Annotated in this window: 15 protein-coding genes; 6 read left to right on the top strand and 9 right to left on the bottom strand. The window is 69.3% G+C overall.

Features of this window, described 5'->3' with window-relative positions; all coding sequences use genetic code 11:
- The first annotated feature begins 72 nt into the window (after positions 1-72).
- Both ACFWVC_RS01305 and ACFWVC_RS01300 read left to right on the top strand, forming a co-directional pair.
- Positions 73-2376 carry a molybdopterin cofactor-binding domain-containing protein gene (locus ACFWVC_RS01305; RefSeq protein WP_384273599.1) on the top strand — a complete coding sequence of 768 codons (2304 nt, stop codon included), beginning with the start codon at positions 73-75 and terminating at the stop codon, positions 2374-2376.
- A gap of 8 nt (positions 2377-2384) precedes the next feature.
- A complete protein-coding gene (locus ACFWVC_RS01300) occupies positions 2385-2861 on the top strand; it encodes a (2Fe-2S)-binding protein (protein WP_384273595.1) in 477 nt (158 codons plus the stop codon).
- A 347-nt stretch (positions 2862-3208) separates the two neighbouring features.
- Here the strand turns inward: ACFWVC_RS01300 and ACFWVC_RS01295 are convergent, their stop codons facing one another.
- On the bottom strand, positions 3209-4138 hold the full coding sequence (locus ACFWVC_RS01295; protein WP_384273592.1) for a DMT family transporter: 930 nt from the start codon (positions 4136-4138) through the stop codon (positions 3209-3211).
- Positions 4139-4159: 21 nt separating this feature from the next.
- Between ACFWVC_RS01295 and ACFWVC_RS01290 the strand changes: the two genes are divergently transcribed.
- Together ACFWVC_RS01290 and ACFWVC_RS01285 are read left to right on the top strand one after the other, a co-directional pair.
- Entirely contained in the window at positions 4160-5728 is a 1569-nt protein-coding gene (locus ACFWVC_RS01290) for a PLP-dependent aminotransferase family protein (RefSeq protein WP_384273588.1), read from the top strand.
- A 222-nt stretch (positions 5729-5950) separates the two neighbouring features.
- The gene (locus tag ACFWVC_RS01285) at positions 5951-6733 is read left to right on the top strand and encodes a FadR/GntR family transcriptional regulator (protein WP_384273586.1); all 783 of its coding nucleotides are present in this window, start codon (positions 5951-5953) and stop codon (positions 6731-6733) included.
- On the opposite strand, the gene ACFWVC_RS01280 is transcribed toward ACFWVC_RS01285, so the two are convergent.
- From ACFWVC_RS01280 to ACFWVC_RS01245, 8 genes are all read right to left on the bottom strand, one after another.
- Positions 6718-7554 (bottom strand): amidohydrolase family protein, encoded by an 837-nt coding sequence (locus tag ACFWVC_RS01280; protein ID WP_384273582.1) that lies wholly within the window; start codon positions 7552-7554, stop codon positions 6718-6720. The two genes, ACFWVC_RS01285 and ACFWVC_RS01280, sit on opposite strands and share 16 nt — an antisense overlap.
- Positions 7551-7889, bottom strand: coding sequence for an L-rhamnose mutarotase (locus ACFWVC_RS01275; RefSeq protein WP_384273579.1), 339 nt, complete (start codon positions 7887-7889; stop codon positions 7551-7553). Before ACFWVC_RS01275 ends, ACFWVC_RS01280 begins: the two co-directional genes overlap by 4 nt.
- Entirely contained in the window at positions 7886-9067 is a 1182-nt protein-coding gene (locus ACFWVC_RS01270; protein WP_384273576.1) for a mandelate racemase/muconate lactonizing enzyme family protein, read from the bottom strand. Before ACFWVC_RS01270 ends, ACFWVC_RS01275 begins: the two co-directional genes overlap by 4 nt.
- Before the next feature lie 31 nt (positions 9068-9098).
- Positions 9099-10001, bottom strand: a complete 903-nt coding sequence (locus ACFWVC_RS01265) for a carbohydrate ABC transporter permease (RefSeq protein ID WP_384273570.1) — start codon at positions 9999-10001, stop codon at positions 9099-9101.
- Between the two features lie 2 nt (positions 10002-10003).
- Positions 10004-10957: a carbohydrate ABC transporter permease gene (locus ACFWVC_RS01260; protein ID WP_384273567.1), complete on the bottom strand. Its 954-nt coding sequence runs from the start codon at positions 10955-10957 to the stop codon at positions 10004-10006.
- Between the two features lies 1 nt (position 10958).
- Positions 10959-12329 carry an ABC transporter substrate-binding protein gene (locus ACFWVC_RS01255; protein ID WP_384273562.1) on the bottom strand — a complete coding sequence of 457 codons (1371 nt, stop codon included), beginning with the start codon at positions 12327-12329 and terminating at the stop codon, positions 10959-10961.
- A 797-nt stretch (positions 12330-13126) separates the two neighbouring features.
- Positions 13127-13888, bottom strand: a complete 762-nt coding sequence (locus tag ACFWVC_RS01250) for an SDR family oxidoreductase (protein ID WP_384273558.1) — start codon at positions 13886-13888, stop codon at positions 13127-13129.
- Positions 13885-14904, bottom strand: a complete 1020-nt coding sequence (locus ACFWVC_RS01245; RefSeq protein WP_384273551.1) for a zinc-binding dehydrogenase — start codon at positions 14902-14904, stop codon at positions 13885-13887. The genes ACFWVC_RS01250 and ACFWVC_RS01245 overlap by 4 nt, the downstream gene beginning before the upstream one ends.
- 153 nt (positions 14905-15057) lie before the next feature.
- On the opposite strand from ACFWVC_RS01245, the gene ACFWVC_RS01240 reads away from it, so the two are divergent.
- Both ACFWVC_RS01240 and ACFWVC_RS01235 read left to right on the top strand, forming a co-directional pair.
- Positions 15058-16041: an aldo/keto reductase gene (locus tag ACFWVC_RS01240; RefSeq protein ID WP_384273705.1), complete on the top strand. Its 984-nt coding sequence runs from the start codon at positions 15058-15060 to the stop codon at positions 16039-16041.
- A 107-nt stretch (positions 16042-16148) separates the two neighbouring features.
- Positions 16149-18809 carry a right-handed parallel beta-helix repeat-containing protein gene (locus tag ACFWVC_RS01235; protein ID WP_384273543.1) on the top strand — a complete coding sequence of 887 codons (2661 nt, stop codon included), beginning with the start codon at positions 16149-16151 and terminating at the stop codon, positions 18807-18809.
- Positions 18810-19013: the final 204 nt, after the last annotated feature.

Below are 19013 nucleotides of genomic sequence, written 5' to 3'. Positions count from 1 at the left end.
CAACCCATGGTCTTTACAAGGATCGGCATGTAAGACTCCGACGCGCAACGGTTCCGCCGAAGGGAGCAGGTCATGAGCGGTCAAGAGCGCACGCTCGGCCGACGGAGATTTCTCGGCTACGTACTTGCGGCCGGCACGCTCACGGTGGCCGCCGAGCTTGGCGAGTCCGTGACGCCGTCGCGGGCCGAGGCGGCTGTTCCGTCGCTTCCCGAGCCGTCGGAGGTGTACGACCTCAACGACCTGTTGACCGATGCGGCCCTGCTGACGGCCAACCTGATCAGCATTCAGATCAACGCCGATGGCACCGCGTCCTTCGCGCTGCCACGCGCAGAGGTCGGCCAGGGCATCACCACCTCCAGCGCGATGCTGGTCGCCGAGGAGCTGGACCTTCCCCTGGACAGGGTGCACATCACTCTCGCCGACGCGCGACCGGAGTTGCTCTTCAACCAGCTCACCGGAGGTTCGAACACCACCATTTCCACGTACACCCCGATCCGGGTCGCGGCTGCGGTCGCCCGCGTCAGGTTGCTGGAAGCCGCGGCCGACGTCCTCGGTGAGGCCGTCTCGAACCTGACCTCGAGCGCCGGAGTCATCACCTCGCGCAGCGGGGCGAGCGTCGGTTACGGCGAGCTGGCAGTGAAGGCCGCGAGCAAGACCACGGTGGGGGTCGCGGTCACTCTCAAGGACCCGTCGACGTTCACCGTCATCGGCACTCCTCGGAGCCGGATCGATGCGCGGGACGCGGTCACCGGCCGCAAGCAGTTCGCAATGGACCTGGACATCCCCGGCGCCCTGCCGACCATGATCTGCCGCCCTCCCACCATCAACGGCACGGTCCGCTCTGTGCAGAACCTGGCCACGGTGCAGGCGATGCCGGGCATCACCGACGTAGTGGCCGTCTCCACCGGAGTGGCTGTACGCGGGCGAACCTTCGGCCAGTGCATCGACGCAGTGCGAGCCCTCCAGGTCTCCTGGGGACCGGGCACCGAGGACAGCGCGTCCGACGCCACCGTCCTCCAGGACTTGCGAGAGGCCGAACTCCCGCTCGTCGTACCCCCGTTGCCGCTGCTGACCAAGGCCGTCGACAAGCGATTCACCTTCCACTTCGCCAGCAACAGCGCACTGGAACCCAACGGTGCGGTGGCCGACGTCCGAAGCGACAGCGCGGAGATCTGGGCGGCACTGAAATCACCCGTCGTCGCCCAGGAGCAGATCGCGGCCCGGCTCGGGCTGCCCGTCGCCGCCGTCACGGTGCACGTCGTGCAGGGCGGTGGCTCTTTCGGCCGCAAGCTGTTCTTCGACGCGGCTCTCGAGGCCGCCGAGGTCTCCAAAGCGATGGGAAAACCGGTCAAGCTGATGTGGCACCGCACGGACGACTTCCGGCAGGGGCGTACGCATCCGATGGCCACCTCCCGGGTCCGGGCCACCTACAGCCTCGGCCAGGTCCTGAGCTTCGAGCAGCGGCACACCTCGGTCGCCACCGACTTCAGTCACGGACTTGGCGAGATCATCACCGCCCTGGCGGCGAAACTGCCTGTCGGCGACCTCGGCTTCTCCGAGACCATCTTCACGTTGACGCAGCAGACGCCGTACCAGTTCGGGGTCACCACGCAGTTGCTCAATGAGGTGGACAAAGGCTTCAACACCGGCAGCATGCGCAACATCTACTCGCCCAACGTCCGGTGCGCGCAGGAACTGGTCGTGGATCAGCTCGCGAAGGGCATGGGCAAGGACCCGTACCACTTCCGTCGCGACTTCCTCAAGGACGCCCGCGCTCGGGCCGTGCTGGACAAAGTCGCGGCCGTCGGATCGTGGGGGCGGTCCATGCCGGCGGGTACCGCTCAGGGCATCGCTGTCCATCCGGAGTATCACGGCTTCGTCGCCGTCCTCGCCGAGATCGACTGTCGCCCGCAGACCACCGGCCGGCAGATACCCGACGCGTACACCGGCCCTCGCGTCACCAAAATCGTATGCGCTGTGGACGTTGGGCTGGCCGTCAACCCCCGTGGCCTGGAAGCCCAGATGATGGGCGGCATCATGGACGGCATCGCCGTCACGCTCAGCTCCGGCCTGCACCTGCAGAACGGTCATTTCCTCGAAGGCAGCTGGGACAACTACTTCTACACCCGGCAGTGGAACACTCCACCGGAGTTGCATATCACCGTCATGCCGCCAACCACGGGGAAGCCCGGCGGCGCGGGAGAACTGGCCGTGGCCGGCACGATGGCCGCGGTCGCCTGCGCCTACGGACGGGCCACCGGCACTCTGCCGACCACGTTCCCCATCAACCACGACGGCCCGCTCGGCTTCGATCCGCTGCCCACCGTACCGCCCGTCCCCGCCTCCCCCACCGACGGCCTGAGCCGCGCCTACTAGGAGAACCCGTGCCCCGACACACCTTCATCCTCAATGGCCGGCCGGTCACGGCCGACGTCGAGGACGACGTACGACTGCTGTGGGTGCTGCGCGACGTCCTCGGCGTCACCGGTCCCAAATACGGCTGTGGGCTGGGCGTCTGCCAGGCATGCACCAGCCACATCAACGGCAAGGCGTTCAATCCCTGCAGCGTCCCGGTCGGCGACCTCGCGCCCACCGACGAGATCACCACCATCGAAGGCCTGCCCGCGACCGTCGGCAAGGACCTGCACCCCATGCAGGAGGCGTGGCTGGAGTACGACGTCGCCCAGTGCGGTTACTGCCAGCCGGGGCAGATCATGGCCGCCGTCGCCAAAGTGCGGCAGGCCAGGGCAGCCGGCCACGAGATCGGAGACGCGGACTTCGACGAGATCCGCAACATTTGCCGCTGCGGCACGTACCACCGCATCCGCGAGGCGATAACAGCAGCCGCGAAGAATTTCTGACCCCCGGCGCCACGCCATGGGGTCACGGAGACAAGTCCGGCAGCGCATCCGGCACCTTTGACGACGTTGTGACAGACCCGTTCGCCGTCGGCAGCGTCTCCCGTGTGGTTGAACCTCGGGGTAAGCAGGTGGTGGCCGCGTTCGACGGAGAGGGTGCCTGGACGGCCAGCTCGCTCGGCGAGGGCCCTTCGGCCGTTCCAGAGTAGAGCTGATAGGCCGGGGCAACGGGCGGTCTCGCCGGATCGCGTGACGTCACGAGCAATCGGCACCCGATAACCGGGCGGGGCCCACGTCCGTCCATGCGGTCCGGCGATGCCTGCAACGTGCTCCCGACGGGCTGTTGTCAGCTACAACCTGGAGCGTGCGGAGGTGGGCGGGTCCGCTCGTACGACCTGCGCGGCACGGACGTGGTGCGGGCGCAGACCCAGCACCAGGCCGAGGATCAGCACGGTGATACCCAGCCATACCGACGGGCTGGGCGTGCCGCTGCCCGAGATGCTGCCGACGGCCGCCGCGGCGAGCGGCGCGATGCCGGTGAGCAGTCCGGCCCGCCCGGATCCGACGGAGCGGACCGTCGAGTACCACAGGACGAAGGCGACCGCTGTCACCATCAACGCCAGATAGCCGATGGCGGCCCACTCGGTTCCGGTCAACTCCCGTACAGCCGAGGGGCCTTCGGAGGTCGCGGCGAGAACGGCCAGTAGCGCAGCGGCCATCCACATCGCGTGCACGGACACCCCCCACGGGGAGTGCCGCCGCAGGACCGGTACCGCGAGAAGGGTGAAGGCGGCCTCGCAGGCCAGGGCCAGCGCCGCCCACGCCACCCCGACGGCGTCGGTGCGACCCGTTCCCTCCACCAGTACCGCTCCCGTCACGACCACCGGGGCCGCCAACAACAGCTGCCGGCTGGGCCTGCGCCGTTCCAGCGCCGGGCCCACCACCGCGAGGACCACCGGTACGCACGCGACCGCGACGGCAACCACCGCAGGCTCGGCATGGCCGACGCCCCGGACCACGGCCACGTTGAACAGCAGCAGACCGGTGACGGCGATCCCGGCGAGCCACAGCCACTCCCGTCCTCGCGGCCACACCAGCCGTGCGCCGGCGAGTCGGGCGACGACCAGCAGGATCACCGTGGCGATCGCGTAGCGAACCGCCTGCGGGGTGAACAGCGGGGCGTCCACGAGGGTGCGCGAAACGGTGACGCTGCTGCCGACCAGCGCCATCCCGAGCATGCCGGGCACGAGTTGGGCGAGGGGAGCGGAAGGTGTGTGCATACCGCTCACGCTGCCCGCACAATGGACGTCATGGACAGGTCCACAAAGGCGTCGGTGGAGGGGTCCAAACAGACGAAGGACCCAGCGGACAAGGTGCTGGACCGCGGTACTTCACCGGGCGCGGACTTCCTGCAGCTGGAGATCGGCCGGGTACCCGCAGGCGGGCGCACCGCCTGGCTCACGGACCAACTGCGGTCCGCCATCACCGACGGCCGGCTGCATGTCGGAGCGAGGCTGCCCGCCAGCCGGGTCCTTGCGGAGGAACTGCACGTCACCAGGGGCGTGGTCACCGAGGCTTACCGGCGGCTCGCCGAGTCGGGACAGATCGCCGGTCGCGGCCGACTCGGGACGGTCGTCGTGGCGGCTCCCGCGGCTCCGCCCGGACGCGCACACGACATCCCGGGGACCGGAGCCGGATCCGGGGCCGCGATCTTCGACCCGGGCGACCGCGATGGCGTCGTCGACGTGCTGCGGGCCATGCCCTGCCGGATCGACCTGTCACCGGGTGTCCCCGACCTCGCCGCCTTCCCGCGCGCCGGGTGGCTGCGCGCCGAGCGTGCCGTCCTCGCGGACGCCGCCCCGGGCGACTTCGGCTACGGCGATCCCAGGGGCGCGCCCGCCCTGCGCCGGGCGGTCGTGGGCTGGCTGGCGCGCAACCGTGGCATCCGCGCCGACCCCGACGAGGTCGTGGTGGTCGCTGGTGTGGCACAGGCTCTGAGCCTGCTCGCGCGGCTTCTGCTGGCGGACGGCGTCCGCCGTATCGCCGTCGAGGACCCCGGATCCCTCGGGGCGCGCCAGCAGTTGGAGTACGCAGGCCACCAGGTCGTGCCCATCCGTGTGGACGCCGGTGGCCTCGACGTCGGTGCGCTGCGTGCCAGTGGCGCCCGGGCGGTGCTGCTCACCCCGGCCCACCAGTTCCCGACCGGTGTCGTCCTCGACGGGGAACGCCGCCGAGAGCTGCTGGGCTGGGCCGCCGAGGGCGGGGTGGTGATCGAGGACGACTACGACGCCGAGCACCGCTACGACCGGCCGCCGGTACCGGCGCTGCGCTCGTTGATGCCCGAGGGGGTCTGCTACGCGGGCAGCGTCTCCAAACTGCTCGCGCCCGCACTCCGCATCGGGTGGCTCCTCGTACCGCCGGACCGACTGGACGCCGTCGTGACGGCCAAACGGTATGCCGACCTGGGCAACGGCGTCCTCACTCAGCTGGTCCTCGCCCGGCTGATGGACTCCGGCGAGCTGGAACGGCATCTGCGCCATGTCCGAAGGCGCCACCGCCGACGCCGGGACGTGATGCTGAAGGCCATCGAGGAGCACCTCCCCGGTGCCCACGTGCACGGGACAGCCGCCGGCCTGCATCTCATGGTCACCTTCGGCGACCCGCCCGACGGCGCCCGCGAACCCGGGCTGCGCGACGGCGCCCTCGCCGCGGCCGCCCTCGACCGGGGTGTGAAGGTACATCCGCTCTCCTGGCACCGCATCGGCCCCGGTCCGCCCGGCCTGGTACTCGGCTACGCGGCGGGCCCCGCTCACGACATCGAGCAGGGCATCGCCACCATCGGTGCCGCCCTGCGCGGGCTTCTTCCCTGACGCCTGTGCAACTCCCGATTCGCCCCGGGTGCGTCGGTGTAGCAGTGCCCTCAGACGCTTCCGGGGAGGCGTTCACGCGCGTGCCCATGTCCGTCTCGCGGCCTGTGCGACTTCGAGTTCGTCCGTCGGGAACGCCTCCGCGATCAGGACGTAACGTCGACGACATCTCGTGAACCAGGAACCTCTTCGACCGCAGATTGATCGAGCGATAAGGTCATACGTATGCCATCCGAGTCGCAGCCCTCAAACCGTCTGTTCCCGCCACGCCTGCCCGCCGGCCGCTTGGGTGTCGCAGTCGTTGCCGAGCTCGTCGACCTCATCGTGACGGGCCAGTTGAAGGAAGGCGCGTTGCTACCCCCGGAGGGTCCGCTGAGCGAGCACTTCGGCGTGAGTCGCACGGTGCTGCGTGAATCGGTGAAGCGGCTCGAGGAGAAGGGCCTGGTGATCGTTTCCCAGGGTCGTGGCACCCAGGTGCGGGCGCCGGGGTACTGGAACATGCTCGATCCGGTGGTGCTGTCCGCGTTGATCGACAACGACGCGACGCTCGGTGTCCTCGACGAGCTGACGATCGTGCGGGCGAGCCTCGAGTCGGCGATGGCGGGCGCGGTTGCCGCTTCTCGCACCGCAGATGGGTTGAGGAGGCTGGAGAACGCGTTGACCGCGATGCGGGAAAGCGAATCCGAGACGGACTCCTTCCGGCAGGCGGATGTGGTGTTCCACTACGCGCTCATGGAGATCTCCGGCAACCGGCTGGCGGAGAACATCGCCAAGCATCTGTACAAGCGAGCCGTGGAGTCCAGCCGCTACCAGGGCATCAACCCCCCTGACGCGGTCGAGCTCACGCTGCAGGAACACGCGGCGATCTTGGATGCCATCTCCAGGAAGGACGTCGCCGCGGCCCAGAAGGCGATGCACGATCACATCCACATCTCGTGGGAGCGCCGCCGGCTGCCCGACCACGCGCCGAAGGCGCGCGGCCGGGCGCTCGATCAGGACAGCGAGTAGACGTCGGCGGCGTTGCCGCCGAACACCCGCGTCCGTTCCGAGGCGGAAAGCCCCTCCAGCAGCGTCTCCAGAGCGGACTTCCAGGGCGCCGCTCCGCCGCCGAGTTCGGCCAACGGCCAGTCGGAGCCGTAGAGCAGACGGTCGGCGCCGAAGTATCCCAGCGCGATCATCACCGGTGCGGCGAGATCGTCCCCGCGCCATGATCCGGGGGCGAGGCCCGACGTGAGTCCCGAGACCTTCGCGACGACGTTCGGCTGCCGCGCGAACTCCCGCAGCCGCGCCGCCCACATGCTTCTGTCCTGCCCGGGCCCGGGCGGACCGCCCAGGTGATCGAGCACGAAGCGGAGGCTGCTGTGGCGCGCGGCCAGACGGGTCGCCTGCGGGAGCTGCCACTCACGCACGACGAGGTCGAAGCAGAGGCCCTCCCGTTCGAGGACGGCGAGGCCCGCACCGATCTCCTCGCGCGTCATCCACTCCGGGTCCGGGTCGATGTGGACCAGATGCCGCACCCCGACGACGGGGACAGCGGCGTTCTCGCGGATCCGGTCGAGCTGAGGTCCGACCTCCGCCGCGAGGTCGACCCACGCGACGAGGCCGGCGACGGCCGGCGAGTCCAGCCCGGCCAGCCGGATGCTCTCGTCGAGGCTGTTGCTCGACTGCACGACCACGGCACGGTCGAGACCGGTCGAGTCCAGCATCCCGCTCAGATCGGGGGCGCCGAAGTCGCGGGCGATCGGCGCCATCGTCTCCGGGTCGATCCAGTCCTGCGGGTCCACGGCCCGGTTCCACAGGTGCACATGGGCGTCGATGCCCGCGCTCATGCGAGGTGCCACACTTCCTCGACGGGCTGCCACAGCGCCCCGGGATCACGCTCCTCCGCGATCCTCACCTGGCACGGATCGGTGTGCGTCCACCATTCCTGCGAAGCCGGGTCGTCGGCGATCCGCCGCATGTCGGCCTCGTGGTCGTCGCCGACGTACTCGTAGTAGGCGAACAGGATGTCCCCGAAGATGAAGATGCTGTAGTTGCGCACGTTGCATTCGGTGAGCTTGCGCTCGACGCTCGGCCAGACGGCACGGTGCAGCGCCAGGTACTCCTCGCGCTTGTCGGGCCGCACACCCACGACGAAGGCCCTGCGCTCGGGTCGACGGGTCATCGGGTTCGGCCTCCGCGGTGCGTCGGGTCGTCGATCACGTCGGGTTCGGCTACCAGCCGCAGGGCGGCGCGTTCGGGCCGGATGTGCGGGCCGGTCGCCGCGGGCCGGGGCGGAGCGGCGTCGGCCGGTGACATCCGGGACTCGTCGACGACGATCCCGATGCCCGGGCGATCGCCCAGGACGATGCCTCCGTCGTCGAACTGCTGGTCGACGTCGAGACCGACGGGGAAGTGAAGGTCCTGGACTTCGAAGGTCAGCAGGTTCGGTACGGCGGCGGCGGCGTGCGCCACCGGGTTCGCGTTGTACGCGACGGGACTCACCGGCAGGTCGTGGGCGTGCGCGAGCGTCGCGACGCGGAGGAAGTGGGTGATCCCCCACACGTTGCCGACCTGCACGATGTCCACCGCGTTGGCGTCGAGCAGAGGGCGGTACTGCTCCAGCCCGGTCAGGTTCTCGCCGCTGGCGATCGCCGCGCGCACCTTCCCGCGCAGCGAGGCCATGCCGGCCGCGTCCCATCGGCGCAGCGGTTCCTCCACCCAGGTGAGGTCCATGCGCTCTTCGATGGCCGCGACGTACCGGGCCGCCTGTGCGTGGTTCCACGACTCGTTGGCGTCGAACATGAGCGCCGGCCGGCGGGAGTTGCGGCTGAGGACGTCACGCATGATCTCCAGCCGGGGCAGGTCGCGGTCGAGGTCGCGGCCGCCCTTGAGCTTGCCGGCCTTGAACCCGCGGTCCGCGAACCGGCCGTAGAGGACGACGAGTTCCTCGTCGGTCAGGCCGTACTCGAGACCGGACGCATAGCCGGGGACGAAGCGCTCGCGGGCGCCGAGGGTCCGCCAGAGCGGCTCGTCGGCGGCCTTGGCCTTGATGTCCCAGAGGGCCATGTCGACGGCGCCGATGCTGCCGAAGGTGGATCCCGAGTGACCGGCCTTGAACACCCAGTCGAGCATGCGGTCGTAGAGCGCCATGACCGAGCGCGGGTCGTCGCCCTCGATCGCGGGGAAGACGCGGGCGATGTCGGCGTGGGCCCCGAGGCCCACTCCCTCGATTCCGCTGTCGGTCTCGATGATGAGGACGGGGACCGGCGTGGCGTGGCCGGGCTGGACACCGTTGACGTCCCCGGTGATTCTGCCCCAGTCGTGAACGGTGCTCAGACTGCGGTAACCGGTGATCTTCATCGGCGGTGGTTCTCCTTGCAGGTGCGAGTGGTCATTCCTTGGTTCCTCCAGCTGTCATGCCTGCGACCAGGAATCGCTGGGAGAACAGGAAGACGACCAGGACGGGGAGGATCGACACGATCGTCCCCAGCGCCAAGGTGGGCAGCTGGACGGAGTCGGATCCCGCGGAGCTGGGATTGAAAGCCGGGGTCGACGCCAGGAGCGAGGTGAGCCCGACCTGGATCGGATAGCCGTCGCTCGAAGGCAGCATCACGAACGGGAGGAAGAAGTTGTTCCAGTTCTGTACGAAGCTGAAGAACGCCACCAGGGCGACGATCGGAGCGGCCAGCGGAAGGGCGACCCGGGTGAAGACCTGGAACCCGGTGCAGCCGTCGATGCGCGCGGCGGCGAGGATGTCACGCGGGATGCTGGTCGAGAAGTAGATGTAGGTGAGATACACGCCGAACGGGAAGAACGACATCGGCAGGATCACCGACAGCGGGCTCCCGATCAGGCCGACACTGTTCAGTTCGAGGAAGATGGGCAGCACCAGTGCGGTGTTGGGGATCAGCATGACGACGAGCGTCAGCACCAGCAGCGCCTGCCGGAGCCTGAACTCCGTGAGCGCGAGCGCGTAGCCGGCGGGGATGCTCACGAGGAGCGTGATCACCAGAGCGCCGATCGCGTACAGCGCGGAGTTCCCGATCCAGGTCGTCACCGCACCGTCCTGGAAGTCGAACAACTGGTGCCAGTTGGCGACGAGGTCCGACCACGACCCGATCGAGAACGGGTCCGCGACGACGAGCGTCTTCGAGGACTTCGTCACCGCGAGCAGCAGCCAGAGGATCGGGACGGCGAAGAACAGGACGAAGACGACGAGCAGGACGCCTGCGATGGACCGCCCGCTCCACCCGCTGAGGCTCGGCCGGCGGCGTGCGGCGGAGAGTGCTGCCATGGTCATTCCTTCTCGAACAGGCCGCCGCGGGTCACGAACACCCAGGACAGCAGGAGTGCGACGACCAGCAGGATCAGCGAAATCGCGGCCGCGCCGTTGAAGTCGTTCTGCTGGAAGGCGTACTGGTAGGCCAGCTGGTTGAGCGAGTAGTCGTTGGGCACCACCGCGTTGCTGGCCTGGCTGAGCAACTGCGGCTCGACGAACAGCTGGGTACCGGCCGCGAGCGACATGACGCCCATGTACGCGACCCACTTGCGCAGCATCGGAAGCTGGATCCGCAGCGCGATCTGGACGGCGTTCGCACCGTCGATGCGTGCGGCCTCGATCACGTCGGTGCTGATGTTGTTGAGGGCGCCGTACATGATGAGGATCCATCCGCCGGCTCCGGTCCAGAACGCGATGATCGCGAAGATCGCCGGAAGGTGGCCGGGCTGGATCACCTGCACGAAGCTCTCGAACCCCATCGCCCTGAGCAGACCGCTGACCGGGCTGGCGGTCGGATCGAGGACGAAGAGCCACAGCAGGACGCTGGACGCGCCCGCGAGCGCGCCGGGTAGGTAGTAGACGAAGCGCAGGGTCGTCCTCACCCACCGCACGCCGATGGCGTGGACCACCAGCGCCAGGCCGACGACGAACACGACCAGCCCGAGGAGCCAGATGACGAGGTAGGTGGTCACGTGGAACACGGCCGGCCAGAACCGGAAGTCCCCGACGACCGTGGTGAAGTTGTCGAAGCCCGCGAATCCGCCGTCGGCGTTCGTGAAGGCCAGGAACAGCGCGTAGAGCGACGGCACGATCCCGAAGACGACGGTGAGCAACGCGTAGGGCGAGACGAAGAGATAGCCGATCGGACTGCGAGCGAAGGCGCGGCCGGCCGCCCGGCCGTCGCCCCGGCCCGGCCGCCGACGCCCCGAGGCGTCAGCGGCCGTCCGACCACTGGGAGGAGCCAGGGTCATGTCAGTTCACCTTGTATCCGTTGACCTTGGCCTGGTTCTCGATGGCCGTCTGCCAGTCCGGCAGCAGGTCCACGATCGACTTTCCGCCCGTGACCCCCGGGGTGATCGTCTTCGCCCAGATCGCCTCCTGGCTGAACATGGGGTAGCCCCAGCCGTCCCAGACCTGCGACGCCGCGGTCACCACCGGCTGCAGCGGGGTGGCGTAGTACTTGCTCGCCTCCTGCTTGGCGACCCACTTCTGTGCGGCGGGCGCGTAGGCCGGGTAACCCGGTGCGACATCGACCTGGTACTCGTCGGCGGTGGTGACGAACTGGGCGAACTTCTCGGCGGCCTTGAGGTTCTTCGAATGGCTGGAGACGAACCAGGTTCCGCCACCCACGTTGCCCGTCACCGCCCCGCTCTCGCCCTTCCACGGCAGCGGCGCGGCGACGCCGAGCTGCCCGGCCGGCACGTTGAGCGACTGGGGGTTGTTGAAGATCGCGCCGGCGTACCAGGCCGGACCCGGCATCATCAGCACCTTGCCCGAGTACTTCTTCAGGAACTCGGGGGTGAACACGCTGACCACCGGCACGGTCCCGTTGTCGCGGAGGGTGTCGAGCAGCGAGGCGGCCCGCTTGCACTCGGTCGAGTCGGTCTTCACGGTGAGGGACTTGGGGCCGGGCACGTCATTGGCCTGGCACTTGCTCCCCCACATGAACACCTCGGGCGTCCAGGCGTCGCCGGCCGTCCCGACGATGTAGCCGGGGTGCTCCTTGGCGACCTTCTCGCCGAGCGCCTGGTACTCCTCCCACGTGGTGGGGACGGTGTAGCCGAACTTGTCCAGCAGGGTCTTGTTGTACCAGAGCACCGCCTGGGCGAGGTCGTTGCGCAGGCAGTACACGCGGCCTTCCACCGTGCAGGGGTTGAGCGAGCCTTCGGTGAAGTTGCCAAGCGTTTCCTTCGGGACCAGGCCCTTGTCCAGCACGGCCGCGAAGGCCTGCTTGCCGCCGCTCTTCTGGCTGGCCCATGCCGCGTCGTTGTTCTGGCTGGAGAAGACGACGTCGGGCCAGCCACCGCCGGCGCGGTCGAAGAGCTGCATCTTCGTCCGGAAGGAGTTGGACCCGTTGGCCGACCCGTCGTAGGTGACGACCTTGATCTTGGTGTCCGGGTTCGCGGTCTGGAACGCCTTCGCGGCGGCCTGCCGGTCCGCGTCCACCCAGACGGTGATCGTCGAGGAGGCCTCCTGCTTGGCCTCGGGAAAGCCGTACGCGCCGTTCGCCGCGGTGCCCCCGCCGCCGCAACCGGCGAGGGTGAGGAGCGCCGTTGCGGCGCATATGACGGCGGCGGTCGACGTTTTACGGCGCGAGCGCACCGCAGTGTGGATTCCGGCCATGAGATGTCCTTGTCTTGTCGACGTCGTTGACGACTCCGCGCCAGGACTGTAGGGCATACGTATGATGTTTGTCATCACCTTGAGTGGGCCCGATGTTGTTCCGATTTTGACGGGTACGTCGAACGGCGGTCCCGCGCGGGTGGTTGCCGTCGCCCGCGGGCGTGAAGGCACGGCCCTCCGGCAGCCGGGGAACGTGAACCACCGGGCTCCCCGAGACCCTGCCGCCGCGTCGTGCGTGGTCACAGCGGTGGAGCCCAACTCGGAGACGCGGATGGGTAGTTCAGGTGCCCAGCTGTTCCGGGACACGGCCCCGGTCTCCGGACCGCGAGCGGCGGCCCACCTCGGGCAGGCGGGCCGGGGACCGGCCGGTGTCCGTCCGGGTGCACGGTCGGGGTGGGGCAGCGGGAGGCGCACTGCCCTTGGCGATGCCGGGCGTGATCCGCACAGCGGCGTCAAGTGCGGGCGCTCCCGGCGATTTTCGGCCGTGGGAGCGGGTCTGTGTGTTCCTCCGCGGCGAGGCCACTGGGTGGTCGAGGAGTTCCACGACCGGGGCGCGCGCAGCGATCCGCGCGAGCGCCGGCAGCCCCTTGGAACCACGCTCTCGCGGTGTGAGGCGTGCAACGAGTCGCCGACCGGGGGTCGCCGGCTCCGACTCGTCCTCCCCCGGGCCGCCTCGATACCGAGGCGGCCGAGGCCCATGTCAACGGTGCTGTCCTGGCACGGGTGGCGACGCCCGCGTCGCGAACCGGTCCCGTCGTACCCCGGGGCTCGGCGCGTGCCCGTCCGTCAGGCTGCCCTCATCGGCCGAGCCAGCCCCCGTCGACCGGCAGTACCGTTCCGGAGACGTAGCGTGCGGCGTCCGACGCCAAGAAGACAGCGGCTCCCGCGATGTCCTCCGCCGTTCCCCACCGCCCCGCCGGTATCCGTTCGAGGATCGCGCGGGACCGGTCGGGGTCGTCCTGCAGGGCCTGGGTGTTGTCCGTCGCGATGTAGCCCGGGGCGATGCCGTTCACCGTCACACCGTGTCCGGCCCACTCGTTCGACAGTGCCCGGATCAGCCCGGCCACGCCGGACTTGGCGGCCGCGTAGCCGGGCACGTTGATCCCGCCCTGGAACGAGAGCAGGGAGGCGGTGAAGACGATGCGTCCGTGCCGTGCCTCCAGCATCCGCCGCCCGAGAACCTGGCTGAGCACGAACGTGCTCGTGAGGTCGACTTCGAGCACTTCGTCGAACCATTCCACGGGGTGCTCGGCGGCGGGAGCGCGGCGGATGGTCCCCGCGTTGTTGACCAGGATGTCCACCGGGCGGTCGTCCGCGGCGAGTTGCTCGGCGAACCGGGTCACCTGCTGCCGGTCCGCGAAGTCGACGCGGTGTCCCGAGAACGCGCGGCCGAGCCCGCGCACGCGGTCGCCGATCGCCGATGACGCCGGATCGAGGGTGGCGGAGACTCCGACGATGTCGGCACCGGCGGCGGCCAGGGCCTCGGCGACGGCGAACCCGATGCCGCGCTTGGCCCCCGTCACGACAGCGAGGCGCCCGGTCAGGTCGAACGGGTTCATGACGCGCTCACCTCGACGAGCAGCTTCATCGCCTGCCCGGCCTCGAGGACGCCGAAGGCCGACTGGATCTCGGTCAGCGGCACGATGCCCGTGATGAGCTTCTCAGCCGGGATGGCGCCCTCGGCCAGGAGCTCGATGGCGCGCTCGAAGTCGTGGCGCTGGTAGACCCGGGCGCCGAGCAATCTCAGCTCCCGCCAGAACACGCGGTGCAGGTCGACGGGGCGCGGCTGCGGGTGGATGGCCACCACCACGAGCGTGCCACGGACCTTGGCCAGGCTGGTGGCGCCGAGCACGGCGGCGGCCGAGCCGGAGACCTCGAACACGACGTCCGCTCCGGCGCCGCCCGTCCACTTCTCCACCCAGGCGACCTGATCGACCGACGAGGGGTCCAGCGTCGTCAGCCCCATCTCCTCGGCGGCGGCCCGCCGGGTCGGGTCGATCTCGGCGACCACGACCTCGGCACCGGACGCGGCGGCGACGGTGGCGATGAGAACGCCGATCGGGCCCGCGCCGATGACGACCGCCTTGTCGCCCGTGGCCAGTTCGGAACGCCGTACATCGTGAACCGCCACCGCGACGGGCTCCACCAGCGCGGCGTCCCGCAGGGGGATCTCCGAGGGCAGCTGTACGAGTGTCGACGCCGGTACGTTCCAGAACTCCTGCAGCGCTCCGGGGCTGTCGATGCCGATGAAGTCCAGGTTCTGGCAGATGTGCTCGTTCCCCGCACGGCAGGCCGCACAAGTGCCGTCCCAGGCAAGCGGCATGACGGTCACCGCGTCACCCACCGACCAGCCCTCCACGCCGGCGCCGAGCGCGACGACCGTGCCCGACATCTCGTGTCCGATCGTCGCCGGTTTGCTGACCCGGCCGTCCATGTCCCCGTGGAACACGTGGAGATCCGTGCCACAGATGCCGACATAGGCCACGGCGACCCGGACCTCGCCCGGACCCGGCTCGGCCGGTTCCCGCTCCTCGACCGCCATTGTGCGCGCGCCTGTGTAACTTGCCGCCAACATACCGATCGGCTCCTCCTCGCTGTGTCGCGGGCCGCACCGGCCCACAGCCGGCGCAGCCTAGCAGGAAACATCATACGTATGCTCTCGTGATTTACACTCCTCCTCGTGACCAGCAATCAACCGCCACGCGACTACGCATCCACGGAACGGACACTGCCGACCCGGGGACTGCGCACCGGGCACCAGCTCACGGAGTTGGGCCTGGGCGCGGCCCAGTTCGGCAACCTGTTCACCGAGACGACCGACGACGAGTCGTGCCGCGCCTTCAGAGCGGCGGCCGAGGAAGGGATCCGCTACTTCGACACCGCCCCGCACTACGGCCTCGGGCTGTCCGAACGCCGCCTGGGGGACGCCCTCCGCACGGCCGCCCCGCGAGGTGCGGTCCTCTCCTCGAAGGCCGGGCGCCTGCTCGTGGACAGCCCGGAGACGAGTCACCGGCTCGACGACGACGGGTTCGTCGTGCCGGCCGCGAAGAGACGGGTCTGGGACTTCAGCCGCGACGGGATCCTCCGTTCCGTGGAGGAGTCGCTGGAGCGGCTCGGCACGGACCGGCTCGACATCGCCTATCTGCACGATCCGGACGACCACTGGGGGACGGCGTCGTCGACCGGGATCGCCGCCCTGGCCGAACTCCGGGACCAGGGCGTCGTCGCTGCCATCGGCGCCGGCATGAACCAGGCGGCGATGCTCGCCGAGTTCGTGCGGCGGACCGACGTCGATGTGGTGATGGTCGCGGGGCGGTTCACCCTTCTCGATCAGTCGGCGCTGGACGACCTGCTACCCGTCGCCGCCGCCCGCGGTGTCGGCGTCGTCGCCGCGGCGGTCTACAACTCCGGTCTGCTGAGCACCAGGTCCGTGGACGGCTCGGCGCCCTACGACTACGGGGCGGCGCCGCGGGCCGTCGTCGAACGTGCCGCCCGCATCGCCGCCGTCTGCGAGCGGCACGGCGTGGAGCTCCCCGCGGCCGCCCTCCAGTACCCGTTGCGCCATCCCGCCGTCGTCTCGGTGGTGACGGGGATGCGCACCGAGGAGCACGTGCGCAGCAATGCCGCGCGGTACCGGGCGGAGATCCCGGCCGCGCTGTGGGAGGAGCTGCACGTCACAGGGCTCGTCCCCGACCCGGTCCGGGCGAGCTAGCCCTCAGGAATTACAAGTCATACGTCACACGAATCTTGTCGCAAACATCATACGTATGCTAACTCTGTGTCGGGCATCAACGCCCCTATCACAGGAAGCGATCGAACATGACATCAACGTCAGACTCGACCCGCTCGATGAGCAGGCGACGGAGGCTCAGAGCCGGCGCCCTCGCGGCGCTCGGCGCCTGCGCCGTCATCGCGTCAGCGCTCATTCCCCTGCAGGCGCAAGCCGCGCCCCGGACGGTGTACTTCGCGGCCCCGGACGGCAAGGACGCCGGACACTGCAGCGAGTCGAAGCCGTGCTCACTGGAGCGGGCCCAGCATGTTGTCGGCCCGGCCGCCAAGCACGGTGACGTGACGGTTCAGCTCGCCGACGGTACCTACCGCCTCTCCGAGCCCCTCCGGTTCGGGCCCGACGACGACGGCGGCGACCACACCGTCGAGTGGACCGCCGCCCCGGGCGCCCACCCCGTCGTCACCGGCGCCTCGAAGGTCAACGGCTGGTCCAAGTCCACGGCGGGCTCAGGTATCTGGGAGGCCGACACCCCCAGCGGCCTCGACACCCGCCAGCTCTACGTCAACGGCGTGATCGCCCCTCGCGCCGCCATCCGCCTGGCCAACTCGGACGTCACTCCCACCGCGACCGGTCTCACCATCAAGAACCCGGCCCTGAGCTACCTCGCCACGCTTCCCGACCAGGGGCGCATCGAGTTCGAGTCCCTCGGCGACTTCACGAACCGCTACTCGCCGGTTCAGAGCATCAGCCCCACCGCGATCACGATGGCGCAGCCTGCGTGGGACAACAACACGTGGGGCTGGGACACCGTCCAGAACTCGTTCCTGGCCGGTCCGAGCTGGTACCTCGACAACTCGCTGAGCTTCCTGACCCAGGTCGGCCAGTGGTACATATCTCCGAGTGCCGGGAAGCTCTACTACAAGCCGGCGGACGGGGTCGACCCCAACCGGCTCGACATCGAGCTGCCCCGCATGGAGTCGCTGATCAGCATCGGCGGGACTTACGACAAGCCGGTGACCGGACTCGCCTTCAAGGGCATCCAGTTCTCCGGAACCTCCTGGCTCGGCCCGTCGACCGACGGGTACGCGGACCAGCAGAACGGCCTCTTCATCAAGGGCGCCTACGACTACCGCCCCGCCGACGCCTTCACCAACTGCTCGCGCGGCTGTGAGATGTTCGAACGAGCGCGCACCAGCTGGTACCAGGAGCCCGCCGCCGTGCAGGTGTCCGCCGCCAGCCGCATCTCGTTCACCGGCAACACGTTCACCAACCTCGGCCAGTCGGCGCTGGGCATCGGGAACGACACCAACGCCACGGTGACCGGGGTCGGGCTGGGCGCCGGCGACATCGACGTGGTCGGCAACCGGTTCACGGAGAACAGCGGCCACGGCGTCGCGGTCGGCGGCGTGCTGCCCGACGCGCACCACCCGAGCGACCCGAGGATGACCAACCACGACATCCTGATATCCGACAACACGATCAATCGCGTGGCGGTCGACTACAAGGACAACAGCGGCATCCTCAGCACCTACGTCACGGGCGCCCGCATCCTGCACAACGAGGTGTCCAACGTCCCCTACGACGGCATCGACACCGGCTACGGCTGGGGCATCAACGACGCCGGGGGCTCGAACGACTACGTCGACCGCGGCTACTACAAGTGGAACACGCAGTACACGACGCCGACGACGCTGAAGGACAACCGCGTCGAGGGCAACCTCGTGCACAACACGAAGGCGCGCTTCGCCGACGGCGGATCGGTCTACAACCTCTCCGCGAGCCCGGGAAGCGTCGTCGCCAAGAACTACCTGTTCAACATCTCGGGAGTCGGCCTCTACCTCGACGAGGGCTCCCGCTCGATGACGTATGAGAACAACGTGGTCCAGGGCGGTTCCTTCGTCTTCACCAACGCGTACAGCCTCCGCAACAACACCAGTGACAACGTCATCCAGAACAACTGGTACAACTCGGGAGGCGCCTCGACGCCGAACGCCGCGGCGCACAACAACCAGCTGATCAACAACGTGAAGGTCACCGGCGCCAACTGGCCCGCGGGCGCGCGGGACGTGATCTGCCAGGCGGGTGTCGCACCGCAGTACCGGACCTCGCTCAACGCGAACCAGTTCGGCTTCACCGGTTGCCCGTCCGGTGGACCGGTCGCACCCGGCCTCCGCACTGCCGGAGGTTCGGCCGTCAGCTCGTACTTCGGCCAGAGCGGGGGTGCGTTCGGGATCGCGGCGGCGGGCGCCGACGTGTGGGGCGCCGGCGGTCAGCACGACGACCAGTTCGGCTCGGTCTACCGGGACGACTCGTTCGGCGCCGACTCGAGCGTGTCCACCCGGGTCGTGTCGGTCAACGACGCCAACGCCTGGGCCAAGTCCGGGGTCATGGTCCGCAACGACATGACCAAGGCGGGAAGTTCGGCCGGATACGCCGTCGTCGCGGTCACCGCCCGCAACGGCGTCGTGTTCGAGTGGGACGCCAACGGTGACGGATACCTGGACACCGACGCCCGCGCCGCCGTCGACATCTACCGCCCCATCTGGGTGAAGCTCACCCGATCGGGCACCTCGTTCAGCGCCTCGTACTCTTACGACGGCGCCAACTATGTCCCGATCGGACAGCCCGTGACGTTGGCCTCGGCGGCGGCGAAGCAGGACGCGGGCATATTCTCCACGTCCCACGACGTCGCCCAGTCGGCGATCAACCAGTTCGACTCCGGCTCCTTCACGGCCGCAATGTTGCCGTAGGTGCCGCTCACGGTGGGTCGACGACAGGCCCGGTGAAGTGTTCCGGAGCACGCCGGCTGAAGGTTCACGGCCGCGTCCGGCTGCGGGCGCATGCGAGGACCAGAGCGCCGAGCGTGACCTGTCGTCGACCATCCGGCCGTGGGGGGCGGGGGGGAGGGGGGCCCCCCCCGCCCGCAGGGGGCCGGGGGGGGGGCGGGGGGCAGC

Origin of the sequence: Streptomyces sp. NPDC058691 (assembly GCF_042714775.1) — a bacterium.
Taxonomy (GTDB): Bacteria; Actinomycetota; Actinomycetes; order Streptomycetales; family Streptomycetaceae; genus Actinacidiphila.
This window is presented reverse-complemented; position numbering and strand designations above follow the sequence as displayed.